Annotated in this window: 21 protein-coding genes and 1 pseudogene; 12 read left to right on the forward strand and 10 right to left on the reverse strand. The window is 58.0% G+C overall.

Annotation, left to right across the window (positions count from 1 at the left end; all coding sequences use genetic code 11):
• Window positions 1-15: 15 nt before the first annotated feature.
• Window positions 16-357, reverse strand: a complete 342-nt coding sequence (locus NKJ80_RS07815) for a hypothetical protein (RefSeq protein WP_023734669.1) — start codon at window positions 355-357, stop codon at window positions 16-18.
• 86 nt (window positions 358-443) lie between these two features.
• Here NKJ80_RS07815 and NKJ80_RS07820 point away from each other — a divergent pair, with 86 nt between their 5' ends.
• Window positions 444-641 carry a hypothetical protein gene (locus tag NKJ80_RS07820; RefSeq protein ID WP_352497375.1) on the forward strand — a complete coding sequence of 66 codons (198 nt, stop codon included), beginning with the start codon at window positions 444-446 and terminating at the stop codon, window positions 639-641.
• Window positions 642-830: 189 nt separating this feature from the next.
• Here the strand turns inward: NKJ80_RS07820 and NKJ80_RS07825 are convergent, their stop codons facing one another.
• Entirely contained in the window at window positions 831-1,235 is a 405-nt protein-coding gene (locus NKJ80_RS07825; protein WP_156937238.1) for a hypothetical protein, read from the reverse strand.
• Between the two features lie 106 nt (window positions 1,236-1,341).
• On the opposite strand from NKJ80_RS07825, the gene NKJ80_RS07830 reads away from it, so the two are divergent.
• Both NKJ80_RS07830 and NKJ80_RS07835 read left to right on the forward strand, forming a co-directional pair.
• Window positions 1,342-1,575, forward strand: coding sequence for a hypothetical protein (locus NKJ80_RS07830; protein WP_352497376.1), 234 nt, complete (start codon window positions 1,342-1,344; stop codon window positions 1,573-1,575).
• Between the two features lie 490 nt (window positions 1,576-2,065).
• Entirely contained in the window at window positions 2,066-2,809 is a 744-nt protein-coding gene (locus tag NKJ80_RS07835; RefSeq protein WP_352497377.1) for a hypothetical protein, read from the forward strand.
• 270 nt (window positions 2,810-3,079) lie between these two features.
• On the opposite strand, the gene NKJ80_RS07840 is transcribed toward NKJ80_RS07835, so the two are convergent.
• On the reverse strand, window positions 3,080-3,298 hold the full coding sequence (locus NKJ80_RS07840) for a hypothetical protein (RefSeq protein ID WP_352497378.1): 219 nt from the start codon (window positions 3,296-3,298) through the stop codon (window positions 3,080-3,082).
• Window positions 3,299-4,086: 788 nt separating this feature from the next.
• Between NKJ80_RS07840 and NKJ80_RS07845 the strand changes: the two genes are divergently transcribed.
• Entirely contained in the window at window positions 4,087-4,311 is a 225-nt protein-coding gene (locus NKJ80_RS07845) for a DUF768 domain-containing protein (protein WP_023741142.1), read from the forward strand.
• Between the two features lie 38 nt (window positions 4,312-4,349).
• Here the strand turns inward: NKJ80_RS07845 and NKJ80_RS07850 are convergent, their stop codons facing one another.
• Window positions 4,350-4,535 (reverse strand): hypothetical protein, encoded by a 186-nt coding sequence (locus NKJ80_RS07850; RefSeq protein ID WP_023833470.1) that lies wholly within the window; start codon window positions 4,533-4,535, stop codon window positions 4,350-4,352.
• Between the two features lie 209 nt (window positions 4,536-4,744).
• Between NKJ80_RS07850 and NKJ80_RS07855 the strand changes: the two genes are divergently transcribed.
• Entirely contained in the window at window positions 4,745-5,068 is a 324-nt protein-coding gene (locus NKJ80_RS07855) for an exopolysaccharide production repressor protein (RefSeq protein ID WP_352497379.1), read from the forward strand.
• Window positions 5,069-5,161: 93 nt separating this feature from the next.
• Complete coding sequence (locus NKJ80_RS07860; protein WP_352497380.1) at window positions 5,162-5,467, forward strand: hypothetical protein; 306 nt, start codon at window positions 5,162-5,164, stop codon at window positions 5,465-5,467.
• A gap of 51 nt (window positions 5,468-5,518) precedes the next feature.
• Here NKJ80_RS07860 and NKJ80_RS07865 read toward each other — a convergent pair whose 3' ends face one another.
• The gene (locus tag NKJ80_RS07865) at window positions 5,519-5,734 is read right to left on the reverse strand and encodes a hypothetical protein (protein WP_023741144.1); all 216 of its coding nucleotides are present in this window, start codon (window positions 5,732-5,734) and stop codon (window positions 5,519-5,521) included.
• A gap of 853 nt (window positions 5,735-6,587) precedes the next feature.
• On the opposite strand from NKJ80_RS07865, the pseudogene NKJ80_RS07870 reads away from it, so the two are divergent.
• Window positions 6,588-6,806: pseudogene (locus tag NKJ80_RS07870) on the forward strand (winged helix-turn-helix domain-containing protein); the annotation flags it as partial.
• 18 nt (window positions 6,807-6,824) lie between these two features.
• Here the strand turns inward: NKJ80_RS07870 and NKJ80_RS07875 are convergent.
• From NKJ80_RS07875 to NKJ80_RS07895, 5 genes are read right to left on the reverse strand one after another with little or no spacing between them, the layout of a single operon-like run.
• A complete protein-coding gene (locus NKJ80_RS07875; protein WP_352497381.1) occupies window positions 6,825-7,355 on the reverse strand; it encodes a prepilin peptidase in 531 nt (176 codons plus the stop codon).
• Window positions 7,356-7,364: 9 nt separating this feature from the next.
• A complete protein-coding gene (locus tag NKJ80_RS07880; RefSeq protein ID WP_352497382.1) occupies window positions 7,365-7,913 on the reverse strand; it encodes a tetratricopeptide repeat protein in 549 nt (182 codons plus the stop codon).
• Window positions 7,914-7,965: 52 nt separating this feature from the next.
• A complete protein-coding gene (locus tag NKJ80_RS07885; RefSeq protein ID WP_023753010.1) occupies window positions 7,966-8,907 on the reverse strand; it encodes a type II secretion system F family protein in 942 nt (313 codons plus the stop codon).
• A gap of 30 nt (window positions 8,908-8,937) precedes the next feature.
• Window positions 8,938-9,909 carry a type II secretion system F family protein gene (locus NKJ80_RS07890; protein ID WP_352497383.1) on the reverse strand — a complete coding sequence of 324 codons (972 nt, stop codon included), beginning with the start codon at window positions 9,907-9,909 and terminating at the stop codon, window positions 8,938-8,940.
• Entirely contained in the window at window positions 9,909-11,297 is a 1,389-nt protein-coding gene (locus NKJ80_RS07895; protein ID WP_352497384.1) for a TadA family conjugal transfer-associated ATPase, read from the reverse strand. Before NKJ80_RS07895 ends, NKJ80_RS07890 begins: the two co-directional genes overlap by 1 nt.
• A gap of 528 nt (window positions 11,298-11,825) precedes the next feature.
• Between NKJ80_RS07895 and NKJ80_RS07900 the strand changes: the two genes are divergently transcribed.
• From NKJ80_RS07900 to NKJ80_RS07920, 5 genes are all read left to right on the forward strand, one after another.
• Window positions 11,826-12,044 carry a Flp family type IVb pilin gene (locus tag NKJ80_RS07900; RefSeq protein WP_352497385.1) on the forward strand — a complete coding sequence of 73 codons (219 nt, stop codon included), beginning with the start codon at window positions 11,826-11,828 and terminating at the stop codon, window positions 12,042-12,044.
• 29 nt (window positions 12,045-12,073) lie between these two features.
• Window positions 12,074-12,292 carry a Flp family type IVb pilin gene (locus tag NKJ80_RS07905; protein WP_023726613.1) on the forward strand — a complete coding sequence of 73 codons (219 nt, stop codon included), beginning with the start codon at window positions 12,074-12,076 and terminating at the stop codon, window positions 12,290-12,292.
• A 92-nt stretch (window positions 12,293-12,384) separates the two neighbouring features.
• Window positions 12,385-13,425 (forward strand): Flp pilus assembly protein CpaB, encoded by a 1,041-nt coding sequence (gene cpaB / locus NKJ80_RS07910; protein ID WP_352497386.1) that lies wholly within the window; start codon window positions 12,385-12,387, stop codon window positions 13,423-13,425.
• Between the two features lie 51 nt (window positions 13,426-13,476).
• Window positions 13,477-14,922, forward strand: a complete 1,446-nt coding sequence (locus NKJ80_RS07915) for a type II and III secretion system protein family protein (RefSeq protein WP_023726611.1) — start codon at window positions 13,477-13,479, stop codon at window positions 14,920-14,922.
• A gap of 4 nt (window positions 14,923-14,926) precedes the next feature.
• On the forward strand, window positions 14,927-15,208 hold the full coding sequence (locus tag NKJ80_RS07920) for a hypothetical protein (protein WP_023753016.1): 282 nt from the start codon (window positions 14,927-14,929) through the stop codon (window positions 15,206-15,208).
• Window positions 15,209-15,224: the final 16 nt, after the last annotated feature.

A 15,224-nucleotide genomic window follows, 5' to 3' on the forward strand; every position in this document is an offset into this window, starting at 1 on the left:
GCCGTTAGACTGCGATCAATAGTCGGTGTCATAATCGTTGTTGTCGTCCTGCTGAATGACGACGTGACGGCGGTGATGCATCGGACGGTTGATCGATCCGGTGACCACAAAGTCGCTGGACCGGTGATGATGCCGGCGCCAGGCGCGCTCGCCATTGTCGTAAAACGCCTGCTCGCCATGATGGCGGCGATGGAGACGGTGTCCGTTCCGATAGATGACCACACGGTCGTTATTGTTGTCGTCCCAATAATGGCGGTGGTGATGTCGCTGGGTCTGGACGACGATGCCTTCTTCTGCGGACGCGACCGCAGGCGCAGCCAAGCAAAGCGCCAATGCGCCAAGGATGATGGTCTTCATTTCGAGTTCTCCAAAAACCTAAAACGCCCTTCGGTAAGGAAACTTTGCTCAACGACTTTGGTTCCGGCATCGATCGAGACGTGCCCATGAGCACCGTGCGCAAACTCGCAGCGATCAGACGCCAACTCGCGCAAATAGCGGCGCTCGTCGCTGAGATCGAAACGGAGTTCGAGGATCGGAGTTCTGGAGATTGGGTCGAGACGGCGGTTGCCGCCGAGGCTCTCGGCCAGAAGATCGGAAAGGTTTCGGCCGGCGCGTCGGCGGCAAATGGAAAGCCGAGGTAGCGGCTAGGCGGGAATATTTTCGGCAAACGTGACAAACGCGACGGGACGCATCGCGTTTGCGATGGACATAATGGCAATGAACATCGCTGCCAAGATATCTCGCTCTTCGAAAACGGCCAGCGCCGCTTACTTCAGATCAGCACTGAAGCTCCCGAGACCGACCTCGGAATTCGTCGCGGCGGAAAATGCCTACCGCAAAGAACCGACGCTCGGCGGAGTCTGAGCGGCAGGCTCGAAGCACTGAAGATCGAAGCCAACATCGACAACCCTTCCACGGCGAAGATTCCGACGCCCGGCACCGATTCCTTCAAGGACCAGACCGGCGGCGGCCGGCACTTCGAGAAGATTGGGGTCACCAGTGCGCAGCCGGCCGTTACAACTGCAGGTCCAATCAGCCGGACATGCGCCGATTTCAACGGCATCACCAGCCAACTGATAGGCGCGAGCATCCCCAATTTCGTGAGGCTGTCGTCCGGCTTTGTGATCTGTTCGGGCTACATCGATGCCATCAACACCAACAACACCAACAACACTGGCGCAGGCAACGCCGCTAACAATGACATCCTGTGGGGTGACGACGCTGGTTATTTGCAAATGGCACTTCTATCCCGGGGCCCATTGGCCAAGGATCGAATTTCGTGTCGTACCCTTGGCAGGTTCCCAGTACTGCCATTTCGACCGGCGTGCCTGTGGTGACGACATGGCGCCACGAAGGCGGGAGCCTCTATTCTCCGTCAATGGCGGCATCGAGGCGTCCGTTGCGTCGGGTAATACCATCAACGATTTGACGACGCGCAAGATGTGCCTCGGCAAATCGGTTGGCGGCTATCTCGACCGCAAGTTTTTTGAGCTTGCAACGTTCTCGACGGTACCGAGCGCACCCGAGAGGGACACCGTCATTGCCGATCTCATGGCCCACATCGGTGCAGTCTGATGGTTGCGGCAACCTTCTGGCCATGATGTGCAACCAATCGCGATGCGCTAGTTTATGAGTTTGAAGCCTGCGACTAGACCCACGCTGCGTTCAATCTGGGCAGTGTACAGCCCTTTGTTCGCCACGTTGTCCCAGATGTAGAACACGGCGACAGCGGCAAGGATCAACAGAAATATTCGCATGATCTGCGCCTCGGTAACGTGGTTTGCCCACGGCGCCTTAGGCGAGTTGAAGGTTTCGGCCCGAGTCCGCGCGCATCCTCAACACCAGCAGGCGCGTCGCTGCGAATGGCGTCAAAACAATAAGCGCCATCGTGGTGTTGACTAAGAGCGACAGCAAACAGATCGAGCTTTGGGCGTAGCAAACGGATTCCATGACGTTCCCCTTTTCCATCGTTACTGGTGGCCTCCGTGCAGCAGAATGATCCTGGTTCACGAGAAATACAAGCAGTTGCTAATACGTTGATATTTCCCCTAGGGTTGGGGCAACGATGCGAAATCGACGCCGGTCAGTTGTTTGGATAGCGATTGCCCTTGTCCTGGCGGCGTTGGCGATCACGGCGGCGATCATTGGCTTTCAGAATTTACGGCGCTCGTCACCGATCATGGTCTCGGCTGTCTCGGCCTTTAATACTGGGGGGCTCGTCCCTGGCCCCACGGTTAAGGCGCCCTCGAAAAACCTTGGTGCTGTTGCTACCGGTAGGGATATCTGGCTCGAAGTCTCATGGAAGTTTTTCGGGGAGTTGCGGACGCTAGATACCGTAACTGTCGGCGACCTTCGGGCAAGGCGCCTGGTGCGCAGTCATGATGTGCCCTCAAGCGCCAATTCCGAGATCTGGTTCATATCAGCCGGCAGCGGCGACATATTGGAAAACACAACGTCGACCGACATCGGGTTCACTTTTGATGGCGGCAACCCGTCTGTCACGGCGCAGATTTACAGAGTGGTTGGAGCTTCTGAGATACCTGCCGCGATAGCTGCAGAAAGCGGCGACAGGATTACCATCACCATTCCAGCCGATGGCATCGCTTTTATCTCGCTCATCGCTTCCGGCACCACCTCCGGGTCCATGAGCAATGTCACCGAAGATTTTAGTGCCCTTTGTGGAAAGGATTTCCTTGGCATCCATGCATCAACAAGTTCGACCTCCGCTGAATCAGAGACTGCTACGTTTTCGGGAAACTCAACGGCAGATTTTGCTGCTGTCGCAATTCAGCCGGCCGCAGCGAGATAGCTAACCAGCCAGCGCCATTCCAAAGCAAACGCCTAGGCCGACAGCGAGGCCAAGGAACAGCTTGGCGGCAAGATCGAGGGCGAAGGCGCGGACTGGGCGCCACACGTCTGAGCGGGGCTCTCTGAGGCGTTGGCGATATCATCGAACACCGTTTCCATGGAATGATTCTAAATCGGAACTCCGGGAATGTGAATCCTCAGTTTGTTCCACTGTCGCCCCATTGGGCAACCTGCACGGTTCGCCCGAAACCGTGCAGGCAGCAAAGGTGGCTTAACGCACCACTCTGAAGCCAGTCGACTCCAGCGACGCTAGTGCCGTCTCTGCAAAGGTCGCGCAACTGTCCAAAGGATCATTGTTTTCATAGAGCGTGGCTTGATAGGCTGTTGCTATGCCTTCAAAAATGGCGGTTAGAACTTGGTCGCGGCCTCTGGCGGCGTCAGCGGCCGATTCAACAGTCATCTTTGGTGTTTCTGGGTGTTTGCCTTCCATGAGGAAATCGAGGAGCGCCGACCCAGCCACTCGGCGCTGTCCTTGTCCAGGGTCCCGCAAAACTCGGCCGGGCTCGCGTCACCTCGCCGGGCGGTGCGAGCCCACAATCGCGGGCCATCTGGTCCGCTGCTTCAGCTTGGGCTTCATCAGAATGAAGGGCGACATGGTTCATCCGAATGTAGAAATTTGCGTTGGGGGGAGGTGAGAATGAGGCTACCAGGAAATGTGTTGGCTGGGAGAACGCCGAGGTGCAGTGCGGTCCGCGAAAGCGATCAATGAGGTTGAATGCACAGAACGTGCCGCCAAGACAGCCAGGTTGAAATCGCTACGCTTGGCTCAGATCTTGCCAGAGGCCGACCCGCACTTTTCGTTCAACGAGGAACTCGACTGCTCGGTACTTGTCGCCGTGCTGGCTCGGGAACCGCATAATAATCCAAAGCGGCCCGAATCCCATTCTTTCCGGCGGCTGCCCCTGCGACGAGGCCTTTGATCTCCTCAAGCAGCGCCGTTAGGCTTTGTCAACAATCGGCTTTTTTCGCCGTGGCGACCCCACATGGCTCTCAACAACGCGCACGTGCTCGGCGTCGACAGTCACCAGTGGCCGCAGGCTGACGGTTACCTTGTCGCGTGACCGGGCCGACTAATTCCATATCTGGCCGATCACGGCCTTCGAAGTCGAATCGACAACCGCATACGGGAAGTCATAGGAGGGAATCGTCACGCTTATGCGATCGGGTGTCACCCGGCCGCGGGCGGGTGCAGTGTCAAGGATGAGAGGTTGCTAACAAATGAGCGTCCGTGGCCTGAGGTTTCTCGATAAGTGGGTAGCCAAACAACTGCCCATTGTGGCGCGGGGAGACCCCATCTCGGTTGGCGACTTGAAAGACCAGTTGATGACAGCTGCCGAGAAGGCCGGGATTCCTGCCGACGAGATCAACGGCGAGCTTGAAAGCGTCTTCGAATTGATTATCGAAGTGAATCGTCGTGTCGCCGAAAGGGTGGACTTAGCCTGAGGCTTCTGCGCCGGTCCGGTCACACAGCGCTGGTGCGTTCACCCCTCCGGCTGGGCAGGGTCCGGTTCTTGGTGCCGCTCTCGTTGATTTTCGAGGAACAGCTTGGCGAGTTCGCCCCACTCAGGATGATCCGTGGTTTTATGCTCTTCTACGAACTCGAGGAAAGCCTTGCGCAAAGCGTCAAGGTCGAAAACCCCAAGATGCTCGCCCATACCGTCGTCCATGCCCGCGACTCTCAACGGTATTAGCTTGTCCTCTCGTTTGAGCCTTCAAGAGGGATTCCCTGAGTTTTGGCTTGGGAGCGCCTACATGGTTAATGGCGTGATTGCTAATATGACTATATCTAGGCAGCGCGGGGGCTCTATCTTCGCGCGCGGTGGCCGGTGCGGCCCCACACCCAAAGACTGCAGCGACCATTTCTGTGGATGGGTAAGTGCTAGCCGATGCGACATCATGCTGCAGCGATATTTTAGAATCGGCTAATTGCGCGATCGCTAAATTAATGAAACGCGGAGGAATGTATTTTCCACAGTTTCTGGTCGGCATGTCTGCCACTGCGATCATTGTGGCGATCTGGACCTACATCGAAGCCGGTTCAATTTGGACCGCGCTCGGCTGTGCGGTCCTTGCGCTGATCGTTCTGCAAGTCGGGTACGCCGGGCTGGTCGTTTGCTTGATATACTGGCGATCATCGGAAGCGGCTGACTCGACTAGTCGAATTTCGGTCGCGGCTCAACAGAACGTCGACGGCATCTGATAGCCCGCGATCGTCTCGGCACGGTCACGTGACCCTGGGGCAGCAGTTTTGCCTCGCAGTGCCGCCAGCAAGTGGGCCTACAACGTGTTTGCGGTGACAGACACCTACCCCGAGCTTCGGGCTGAAAGCCTTATCATTGATCCAGACGCGGAACTGGAGGACGGGTGCGTTGTGGTCGCCATGTTTGGAGGCGGTCATCCGCAAACCATGAGCTGGCGCAACAATCACGGGCGAGGCTATGGGGGCCGCTTTGCCGCCAAGGGAAGTCTGCACGAGACGTTCCTTCTCGATTCCCTGGTGTGCGGACGAGGGCCATCTTCTTGCATTCGCATCCTCGGCCGGGTGTTCGGCTACCGGCCGCGCTTCCCGCGCTACGGAACCTGGAACGATCCAGTTTAATTCTTGAATAATTTGGCTCGCTGCCTCACGGTGGGCGGGCTTTTTTGTTGCTCAGCCCCAACGTCTCGACGCCGGGCTGCGGAACGCAAACGTCGTGATGTCGTCACGGGAAATCCCGATGTCGCTGAGCATGTCGTCTGGTGACTTGCTCAACTCGTCCGTCGCCTTCAACAGCGCCTTCTGCTCGGCTCGATGACGGACCCAATCGGCAAGGGGACCAACTGCGACAAGACGAAGATTCACAAGCATAGGAAGGTTCACAAGCATCGGGACCACTCCCTTTACCCCTGCAGGAAACTGCACGTAGCCTACGCCGATACGTCGATGCGTCCGTGACAAACCTCACAGTCCGATCCGACGGGGCAAAAACTGCCCGGACGCCTGACGGTGGCGGGCCTTTTATATATTAGCAATGCATAAAATTCGAGAAGGTTCATGGCATGGTTGTTAGCAAACTCGCTGCTATCGTGCGACGCAGGGCTCGGTGGATGGTGTGCTGGAATGCGCGGGGCTGGATGGATCAGGGGTCTGATGGAAGCTGACGCTCGCGATCTGCGGAGCGAGATCAGTCGGCTACAAATAGACTTGATCGCTGCCGCCAACTCTCAGGGCAAATCCAGGCTGCATGACGTCGCGCACACACTGCGATGCCAGAAGGCGCGGCTGGAACGTCTGGAAGAGTGCCTCGCTTCAATGACGTCGAATGTCCGGCCAGAGGCATCCGCAACCCCGCCCCATGAAGGCCGGCCGTAAAAGGCAGCTCATCATTTCCGAAAGAGAACCCGCTGCCTCGCGGTGGCGGGCTTTTTATTGCTCAGCCCCTTGCCGGCAGCGGCTTGTCCGTGTTGCGGCGGAAGGTCATGCGAAGCCGGAAATTTTTTTGCCAGGAATGGTCGCCTCCGCGCCGATCGCCGGCTCCCGAGGCAGATCACCACCAGGCGACTCCTGCAAAAGCAGATAATTTGGGAGACTGTGTGCAGAGAGCGCACAGATTCTTCTTCTCTTCCTTTTTTCGATCTGGAACCTGCCATTGAAGCGATCTTCGATGATCGTGCCAATGTCGTTAGGAGCGCTGGGGAACGCATGGCACGCTGTCCAGGCGCGAACTGAGGCGGGGTGGCGGGCGCGCGGCCGCGAGCAGGAGACCCTGGCGGTCTTCGCCGCACGGGTCGGCGAAAACCATGCGGCGTTATGAACTCGCCGGTGACGATTCCGAAGTCGGCGAGCGCACCATCGACTCCAGATCAACCCCCTGCACCGCAAGATCGAGCGCGATCCGTCCAATCCGGTCTGGCTGCAGACGGTGCGCGGTATTGGGTATCGGCTCAGCGTGGAATAGGGGCTAGCCCGTTGCGCATCAGAGGAAATTCTCAATACCGCCATAGCCCGTTAGTCGGCTGACGATGTGGAATACGATCGAGCAGATCGCCGCGATTGAGATCGGCACGCCGAACGGAACAACACCCTTGCGATCGAGATGCTCGGCGTAAAGCCGAAAGGCACCGGCAGGCAGCATGAAGGGATTCTTCACGACCGCTGCCGTGATGAGCGCAAAGACCAGCAACAGCAAGGTAAACAACACGAGGTCGGTCCCGCCGGCCAGGAACGGCACCACCGCTATAAGCTTGACGTCTCCGGCCCCGACCTTGCGCAAGACCCAGAAGGGAAAGAGCACGACAAACAGGGCAAAGCCCACAATGAAGCTCAGACCCATGTCCCACCATGACCCGGCCTGAATCGACATAAATTGCATCGATCCGATTCCCAGGCACAACAGCAGCAGCACATCACGATTGGATATTTTCTGTGTCGTGAAGTCCAGCCATGCAACTCTCGCGAGAAGCGGAACGGCGAGCACCTTCAGCAGCAGCGACGCGGCAAGCAACATGCTGGGGCTCTACCGCTCTATGTTCTGCACGCTGGATGACAGCAGCTTCAGATTGTTGACCACGGTCGGATCGTTGGGCGCCAGTTCGTAGGCCTTGAGGAAATTCGCGCGTGCGTCCTGCAGCTTGCCGCGCAGCAGGTAGGAATAGCCGACATTGTTGTAATATTCGGGCGTCGCGCCGACCAGCTTGAAGGCTCGGCCATAGGCCCGATCGGCGAGGTCGAAGCGGTGGATCCGGTCGCATGAGGCGGCCAGTCCCATCCAGGCGCCACCATCATTGGGGGCCAGTTGCGTCGCCTTGAAGAACAGGGCGCCGGCATTGCCGTAATTTTCTGTACGGAACTGATTTTTGGCCTCGGCGACGGCCTGGTCCGAGGCATAGTATTCGACGTCGCCGACCGTCTTCAGCCCGTCGAAAGCATCGCCAAAGGACGTTACGTCGCCTTTCGATGGCTCGTTGGTGCGAACGACACCCAAGCTGCTATCGGTCGACTGGCAACCGGCGAGCACGAAAAGCAACACGCTGGCTGCGGCGGTGAGACGTATTGGCCCTGTCATTTCGTTCCCCAGGGTTCCTTCGACTCGGTTTATTAGAACCAAAGCATATAGGTTAATGATTGAAAATGGCCTGCATCCGAATAACAACAGGCAGAAGGACGATCATTAGCACCACCGGGAAGATACAGATACCCAACGGGATCATCATCTTGACCGGCAGCGCATTCGCACGCTCTTCCGCTTGAAGGATTCTCTGTGACCGCATTTCATCGCTGTAGACGCGCAACGCATCCGTAAGGCTGGTGCCGAGTTCTTCCGATTGACGAAACAACACAGCCAAAGCTCGCGCCTCATCCAGGCCGATGCGGTCCGCCAGTTCACGCAAAGCCTCTCGCAACGGTTTACCCGCGCGCAGCTGCAACGTCATGATCGAAAGCTGTATCCCCAGCCATTTGTGGGTCGCGACCAGTTCCTGGCTCACCCGTTCGACAGCGGCCTCCAGGCTCATGCCGGCATCGGCACAGGTGATCATCATGTCCATGAAATCGGGGAAGCCGCGCCGGTAGATTCGCTTCTGCGAATTTTCGAAACGATCGAGCATGATGCTCGGAATAACGATGCAAGCAAGCCCGAACAAAGCGGACCCGGCAAGGGTCACAAACGCGGGCAAATCAGGGGGCAGCACTTGAGATAGAAGCGCATACATCAACGAGAAGCCGACACAAACCGCTCCAAATCGTGACAAGGTGTATATGAAAGGAGCGCTTGCTTGATAAAAGCCGGCGCGAAAAAGCTTCGCCTCAAGGGCATTGGGCTCGTCCCGCTCTTTCTCTACGGACCGGAAATACGCCTCGATGGGTCGCTGGGCCAAGACTTTAGCCTGTTGCTCAAGGCCGAGCATTGACCGGCGATCGACGATCCCCTCGGCTGTCAGGCTTTGTGCGACCAGCTTTCGTGTCTGCAACGCGGGCAAGAAAACAAGAGCGCCGAAAAGGAAAAGCGCCACCGCCGCCATAAAGACGGCAAGGGAGACAAGAAGGCCCACATCAGGCATATTTGTTAATATGTTTATTCTTACCTCCCGTCAGAAGTCGAAGTTGACCATTTTATACATGATGAAATCACCAAGAAGCGCCCATGTCCCAAAGATCACGAATACAGGCATAATTATTGGATTACCCAAAACATCGCCATAGTACGCTGGCGCAAGAACCAGTAGAACGAAGAACATAACGACTGGAAATAGCGAGATGATCCATGCTGACACTCTACCTTCCGCTGAAAGCGCTCTGATTTTCATCCCAAGCTTATGCCTTTCACGCAGCACCGATGAGAGATTGTGCAAGATATTCGTCAGATTGCCGCCTGTTTTTGCCTGAATCGACAGTGACACTGACAGCAGATGAAGGCCTTCGAAGCCGACACGCTGAGACAGCTTCCGCACCGCTTGCTCCATGCTGAGACCAAAGGTGATTTCGTCGGACACGATGCCGAACTCGGTGCCGAGAGGATCGGGCATCTCCCGGGCCACGAGACCAACTGCCACCGTGGCGGGATGTCCAGCCCGCAGCGAGCGCACGATCATGTCCAGCGCATCCGGAAGTTGCCTGGCGAACTTCCGGATACGCTTGTTTCGGGCGCGTCGCAGAACAAGGATTGGCAGCAAAAGCCCAATCACCAGGAAAATGATGAACGATATCAGGGTCGAGACACCCAGGAACAATGAGAGAACCATTGCCAGGGCAAGCCCAACGACAATGAATGTCGCCGCGAAAGTCACGGGATTCCCTGTGATGCCGGATTGCGTGTAGAGCCTATTCAGACCCACTAGACCAAAAAGGAAGTCACCGGAGCTTGTCAGCCCACGCTCGCGCAGCAGTCGTTGCAGGGTCTGCTCGGCCGGAACTTCGTCAGCAAGGCGCTTCAACCGGCGATTGACCGCTCCGGCGCGCGAGCGGCGACTGGCATAAGAAAGATACAGGGCCTCAGCGGCGAGAATGACTGACGCTGCCGCCACCGTATAGATGAAATAGAGCAAGGGCTGGCCGGACAGCATCAGAGCGGAACCTGCGGATTGAAGGCGTCCTTGCCAAAGTGATGTCCGAGCGTCGCCGCCTCCGATGAGAAACGCGGACGGACACCAGTTGCTCGAAAATCGCCGATAATCGCACCGTCCGCAGTGACGTCGCGTCTGACGAAGTGATAGATTTCCTGAAGCTGAACGACATTGCCTTCCATGCCGGTCAGTTCCGATATCGAAATGACCCGTCTGCCCCCATCCGAAAGACGCTGCGTCTGCACGATGATGTCGATGGCCGAGGCAATCTGAGCTCTGATGGATTCGTGTGTCATCGGCATGCCGGCCATGCCGACCATCTGCTCCAGGCGCGAGATGGCGTCTCGTGGTGTGTTGGCATGGATGGTGGTCATCGAGCCTTCATGGCCGGTATTCATGGCCTGCAGCATGTCGAAGGCTTCCTCGCCACGCACCTCACCAACGATGATGCGGTCGGGCCGCATGCGCAGTGCGTTCTTGACCAACTCACGCTGACGGACCTCGCCCTTGCCCTCGACATTCGGCGGCCGTGTTTCGAGCCGACCGACATGCGGCTGCTGCAATTGCAGTTCCGCCGCGTCCTCGATGGTGATCAGGCGTTCCCTGGAAGGAATGTAGCTCGACAGCGCGTTGAGCAAGGTCGTCTTGCCGCTGCCGGTGCCACCCGAAACCAGGATCGACTTGCGCGCCTGAACGGCAATCCGCAGCAGATCGATCATCGGCTGCTTGATTGAATTGAGCGTCATCAGTCGTTCGAGCGAATACGGATTCTTCGAGAATTTGCGGATTGAGACCAGCGGGCCGTCCACCGATATCGGCCGAACCGCGATGTTGACGCGGGAGCCGTCCTCCAGTCGAGCATCGACCATCGGGGACGATTCGTCGACGCGCCGGCCGATCGCCGAAACGATCTTGTTGATGACGCGCAGCAGGTGCGCCTCGTCACGAAACCGGATAGCCGTCTCTTCAACCAGGCCACGCCGTTCAATGAAGACACGCTTGTGGGTGTTGATCAGGATATCGGTAATGGAGTCGTCCTTGAGCAACGGCTCGATCGGCCCGAGCCCCAGCATTTCGTCAGCTGTATCACTGGTCAGTTGGTCGAGCTCGCGGGCGTTCAGCGGCACACTTCGATTTCGAACGAACTCGCGAACGATCGGACGGATCTCATTCAGAATCTCGTCCTTGCTGGCATTTTCAAGAGCGGTCAGATTGAACCGATCGATAAGGTGCCGATGAAGTTCGACCTTGAGTATCAGAAAATCATCGCCGCGCGGTTCAATATCAGCGGCCGGCGAAAGGGCCGGAGCGGCAGGCAGCACCGTCGGCTGCTCGGCCCTTATCGCAGCCTGCTGCTCGCTTGGTCCCTTGATAAACCGCCCCAGCATAATCCCTTATACCCCCGCTAGCCCTTATTAGCGGAAACTAAACGTTAACCAAGCGAGGCACAAGCGCTGGAGGGTCTCGCGTGAGGCCAATGCTTTCAACATAGTTAAGGAGGAGGCCAGAAAAATATCGTTTTATTTCGATGCCGCGCGCTTGACCGTCTCCCCAACTTCCACCTCACGGGACCTTTCATACCGCAACAAATGAGATGCGGGTGAAAGATCCCCGTAAACCCTTAGATATAAAGGAATATGCAGATTTGCTAATACGACTGTCGTTTTGCGTTGGCTGCGGCCAAATTGTGAACGAATGGTTAAGGACCGTTGAAAATCCAGCCGAATCAAGCTCTTGTTACAATCCAAATGGCTTTTGATTTCGCAAGTTCAGGTATTGGAAGGTTAAGGAACCGTTAATCCGTTTGACTCTGCTTTTTCGTGCGACCTAGGATCGAGACGACGGGGGATGCTTGGGTATGGGGTTCATCCTTGGCTCTGTCTCGTCGGGTTCAACCTCCAAAGGGAGACATTGACATGAAGAAGCTCATGACGATGACCCGGCAGTTCCGCGACGATGAAAACGGCGCTGCTATGGTCGAATATTCCATCCTCGTCGGCATTATCGCCGGCGCGGCGATCCTGGCGATCCTCGCCATCGGCGGCTGGGTCAGCGGCCGCTTCAGCGGTCTCTGCGACACCCTGAATGGCAAGGCTGGCGGCACCTGCATTAAGGGCACCGGCGCCGGCACCTGATCGGGACAACTGACATCGGGACAACTGACATGGAAAAACTCACGACGATCACGCGGCAGTTTCGCGATGATGAGAGTGGTGCTGCCATGGTCGAATATTCGATTTTGGTTGGCATCATCGCTGGTGCAGCCATTCTCGCCATTCTGGCGATCGGTGGCTGGGTGACCGGGCGCTTTACTGGTCTCTGCGGCAAGCTCGACGGCAAAGCCGGCGGACTTTGCGATGCAGCCGCCGGGACGGGCAGCTGATCGACAAGAAATCAGGCCCGGATCCTAAAATCCGGGCCTGATCCTAAATCGAGGCGGGCGAGTTCCCGCAGTGGCCTGGGGGCTTGGGTCAAATGCGTGCCAATACATTTATCATGATCGTGCTCGCCGGCGTGTTTGGCGTGCTCGCGGTGGTGCTTGTCAACATTTGGCTGGCCAACCAGCGCAGCGCCATGGCCGAGGCAAACGGCGTCCAGCGCGACACGGTCGTGGTGGCGGCGGTGCCGTTGAAGTTCGGCGACACGCTGACATCAGAAAAGCTGCGCGAAATCGCCTGGCCGGCGGGCGCGGTTCCAGCAGGCGCATTCAAGACAACAAAGGACGCGCTCGCGGGCGAAGGCGCAAAGCAGGCGCTGCAGATGATCGGCGTCAACGAACCGCTGCTTGCCAACAAGATCACCGGCCCAGGCCAGCGCGCCACGCTTTCGGCAGTGCTCGGCGAAGGCATGAAAGCAGTGTCCATTCGCGTCAACGACGTGCTTGGCGTCGCCGGATTCGTCTTCCCGGGTGACCGGGTCGATGTCTTGCTGACGCGCACTGTGCGCGACAGTGACGGTACGGACAAGAGTTTTGTCGATGTGTTGTTACAGAGCATGAAGGTGCTTGCCGTCGACCAGGTCGCGGATGAAAGCAAGGACGCCCCGACCGTGGTCAAGGCCGTAACGCTGGAGGCCAGCACCAAGGATGCGCAGAAGCTGACCCTGGCGGCGGGCGCCGGCCAATTGTCGCTGGCGCTTCGCCAAGCAGCGGCCAGCAAGGGCGAGACGACCGAACGCGTCACGCTCTCGGATCTGACCGGCGAAACGCCTGACGATGTTGCTAAAAGGCAGGCCGAACTGGATAAGCAGGCAGCCGCCGAAGCGGAGGCCGCAGCTGAGCGCAAGCGCGCCGACGACAAGATTGCCGGATTGACCCAGGCGGTGGACAGAGTGGGCAGCCGCCTCGACGAGTTGGGCAAAGTGAAGCCGGCTCCGGCCGTGGCGTCCGCGCCGGAAGTCCGGGAAGTCGTTAAGGAAGTGATAAAATACGTACAGCCGGAACCGCCGAAGAATGTTACAGTGGGCGTGTTTCGCGGCGTAAAGCTCGAATCCTACGATGTGCCGCGACAACCATAGAAGACACGCGGTAATCGAGGGCTGCCGGCGGCAGTGATTGGGGAGATGGGGATGCAGGGGTTTTGGGCTAGGATGGGGGCGGCCGCGTTGTCCGGTATGGCTGCGCTGATGCTATCGGGCCTTGCAGCCGATGCGGCTGACCGTTTCATCGACGTTTCGAACCCCAGTGTCCATCGTGTTTTTCTGCCGATCTCGCAATCGGTCACGATTCAGGTGAGCGCCAATCTGGGCGATATCGTCGTCGGCGACGAGAAGATCGCCGATGCTCAGCCGATGACCGATCGCACGCTCTATGTCATCGGCAAGGGCGCCGGCACCACCACGGTCAATCTCTTCTCGCCTGAGAAGCGCTCACTCGGCGTCATCCAGATCGAAGTCGGCGTTGATGTCAGCGACATGGCGCAGGCGATCCGCCAGGTAGCGCCCAGGGCGCGCATCGAAATCGGTTCGATCAACGGCAAGGTCAGGCTCGGCGGTCACGTCAAGGATGGCGCCACGCTGGCGTCCATCATGGAAGTGGCGCAGCAATATGGTCCCGACGCCATCATCAATTCCGTCATTGTGGATGATAGCCAGCAGGTCAATCTCGAGGTCCGCGTGCTGGAAGCCAAGCGCAATGCTGGCCGCGACCTCGGTGTGTCGATCAAGAGCACAAATCGCAGCGGCACGACCCGTACAGGCACGGGCGTTGCTGCCGTCGACGAAGATGATGTGGTGCTGGGGCCCGGCAATCTGATCACCGGCCTGCTGTCGAACACCAATCCCTTCGCGGCGCTGATCACCCGCGTCATCGACAGCAACATCAAGGTCGATCTGATCATCGAAGCACTCGAGGCCAAGGGTGTGGTGCGCACGCTGGCTGAGCCCAACCTGACGACGCTTTCGGGCGAGCCGGCCAGCTTCAACGCTGGAGGCCAGGTCCCGATCCGCAGCGTCACCGCCGATGGGCTGATCCAGATCGAATACAAGCAGTTCGGCGTCAATCTCAATTTCACGCCGGTCGTACTCGACGACGGCAAGATCCATATGAAGCTTGCGCCGGAGGTGAGCGACCTCACCGGTTTCACCACCGCCGGAGACCCGATCTTCACCAACCGCAAGCTGGAAACCGTCGTCGAATTGCGCGACGGCCAGAGCTTCGCCGTCGGCGGACTGCTGTCCACCAAAACCACCAAGTTGCAGAACCAGGTTCCGTGGCTCGGCCAGGTTCCGGTCATCGGCTCGCTGTTCCGCAATTCGAGCAACCAGAAGGAAGAGACCGAACTGGTCGTCATCGTCACGCCGCACATCGTGCGGCCGGTGAAGCCCGGCGAGCAGCTGGCGACACCATTCGACAAGACACGTCCGGCCAACGACCCGGAGTTCTTCATCCTCGGTCAGCTCGAAGTGAACAAGGACATGATACGAAAATATGAAACGGGCGACGGCGTGACTGGCCCCTATGGCCACATGCTGGACTTCAAATCGAAGGACAAGATGCTCTATGTCAAGAAATAGCGCCTTGATCCTCATTCTGTGCGCCGGTGCACTATCGGGCTGCGCCGCCGACTATCTGAACCACTACGATTCAGTGACGCTCGCCGCCGGCGACACGCAGAAATACAATTCGCTGCTGCAGACGGTGGATCCGTTCAATCCGAACGCGAAGAACACACATATCGAAGGCGACGGCACGCGGGCTGCCGCTGTTGCCCAGAGCTATAAATTTCCACCGCCACCACCGCCGCCGCCAGCGATAACGGTCAATGTCGGCGGGTCGGGTGTGACCAACGGAGCGAATTGAACAGAAGGATGCGGTC

The sequence above is a fragment of the Mesorhizobium sp. M0030 genome, from assembly GCF_040323695.1.
Classification (GTDB): domain Bacteria; phylum Pseudomonadota; class Alphaproteobacteria; order Rhizobiales; family Rhizobiaceae; genus Mesorhizobium.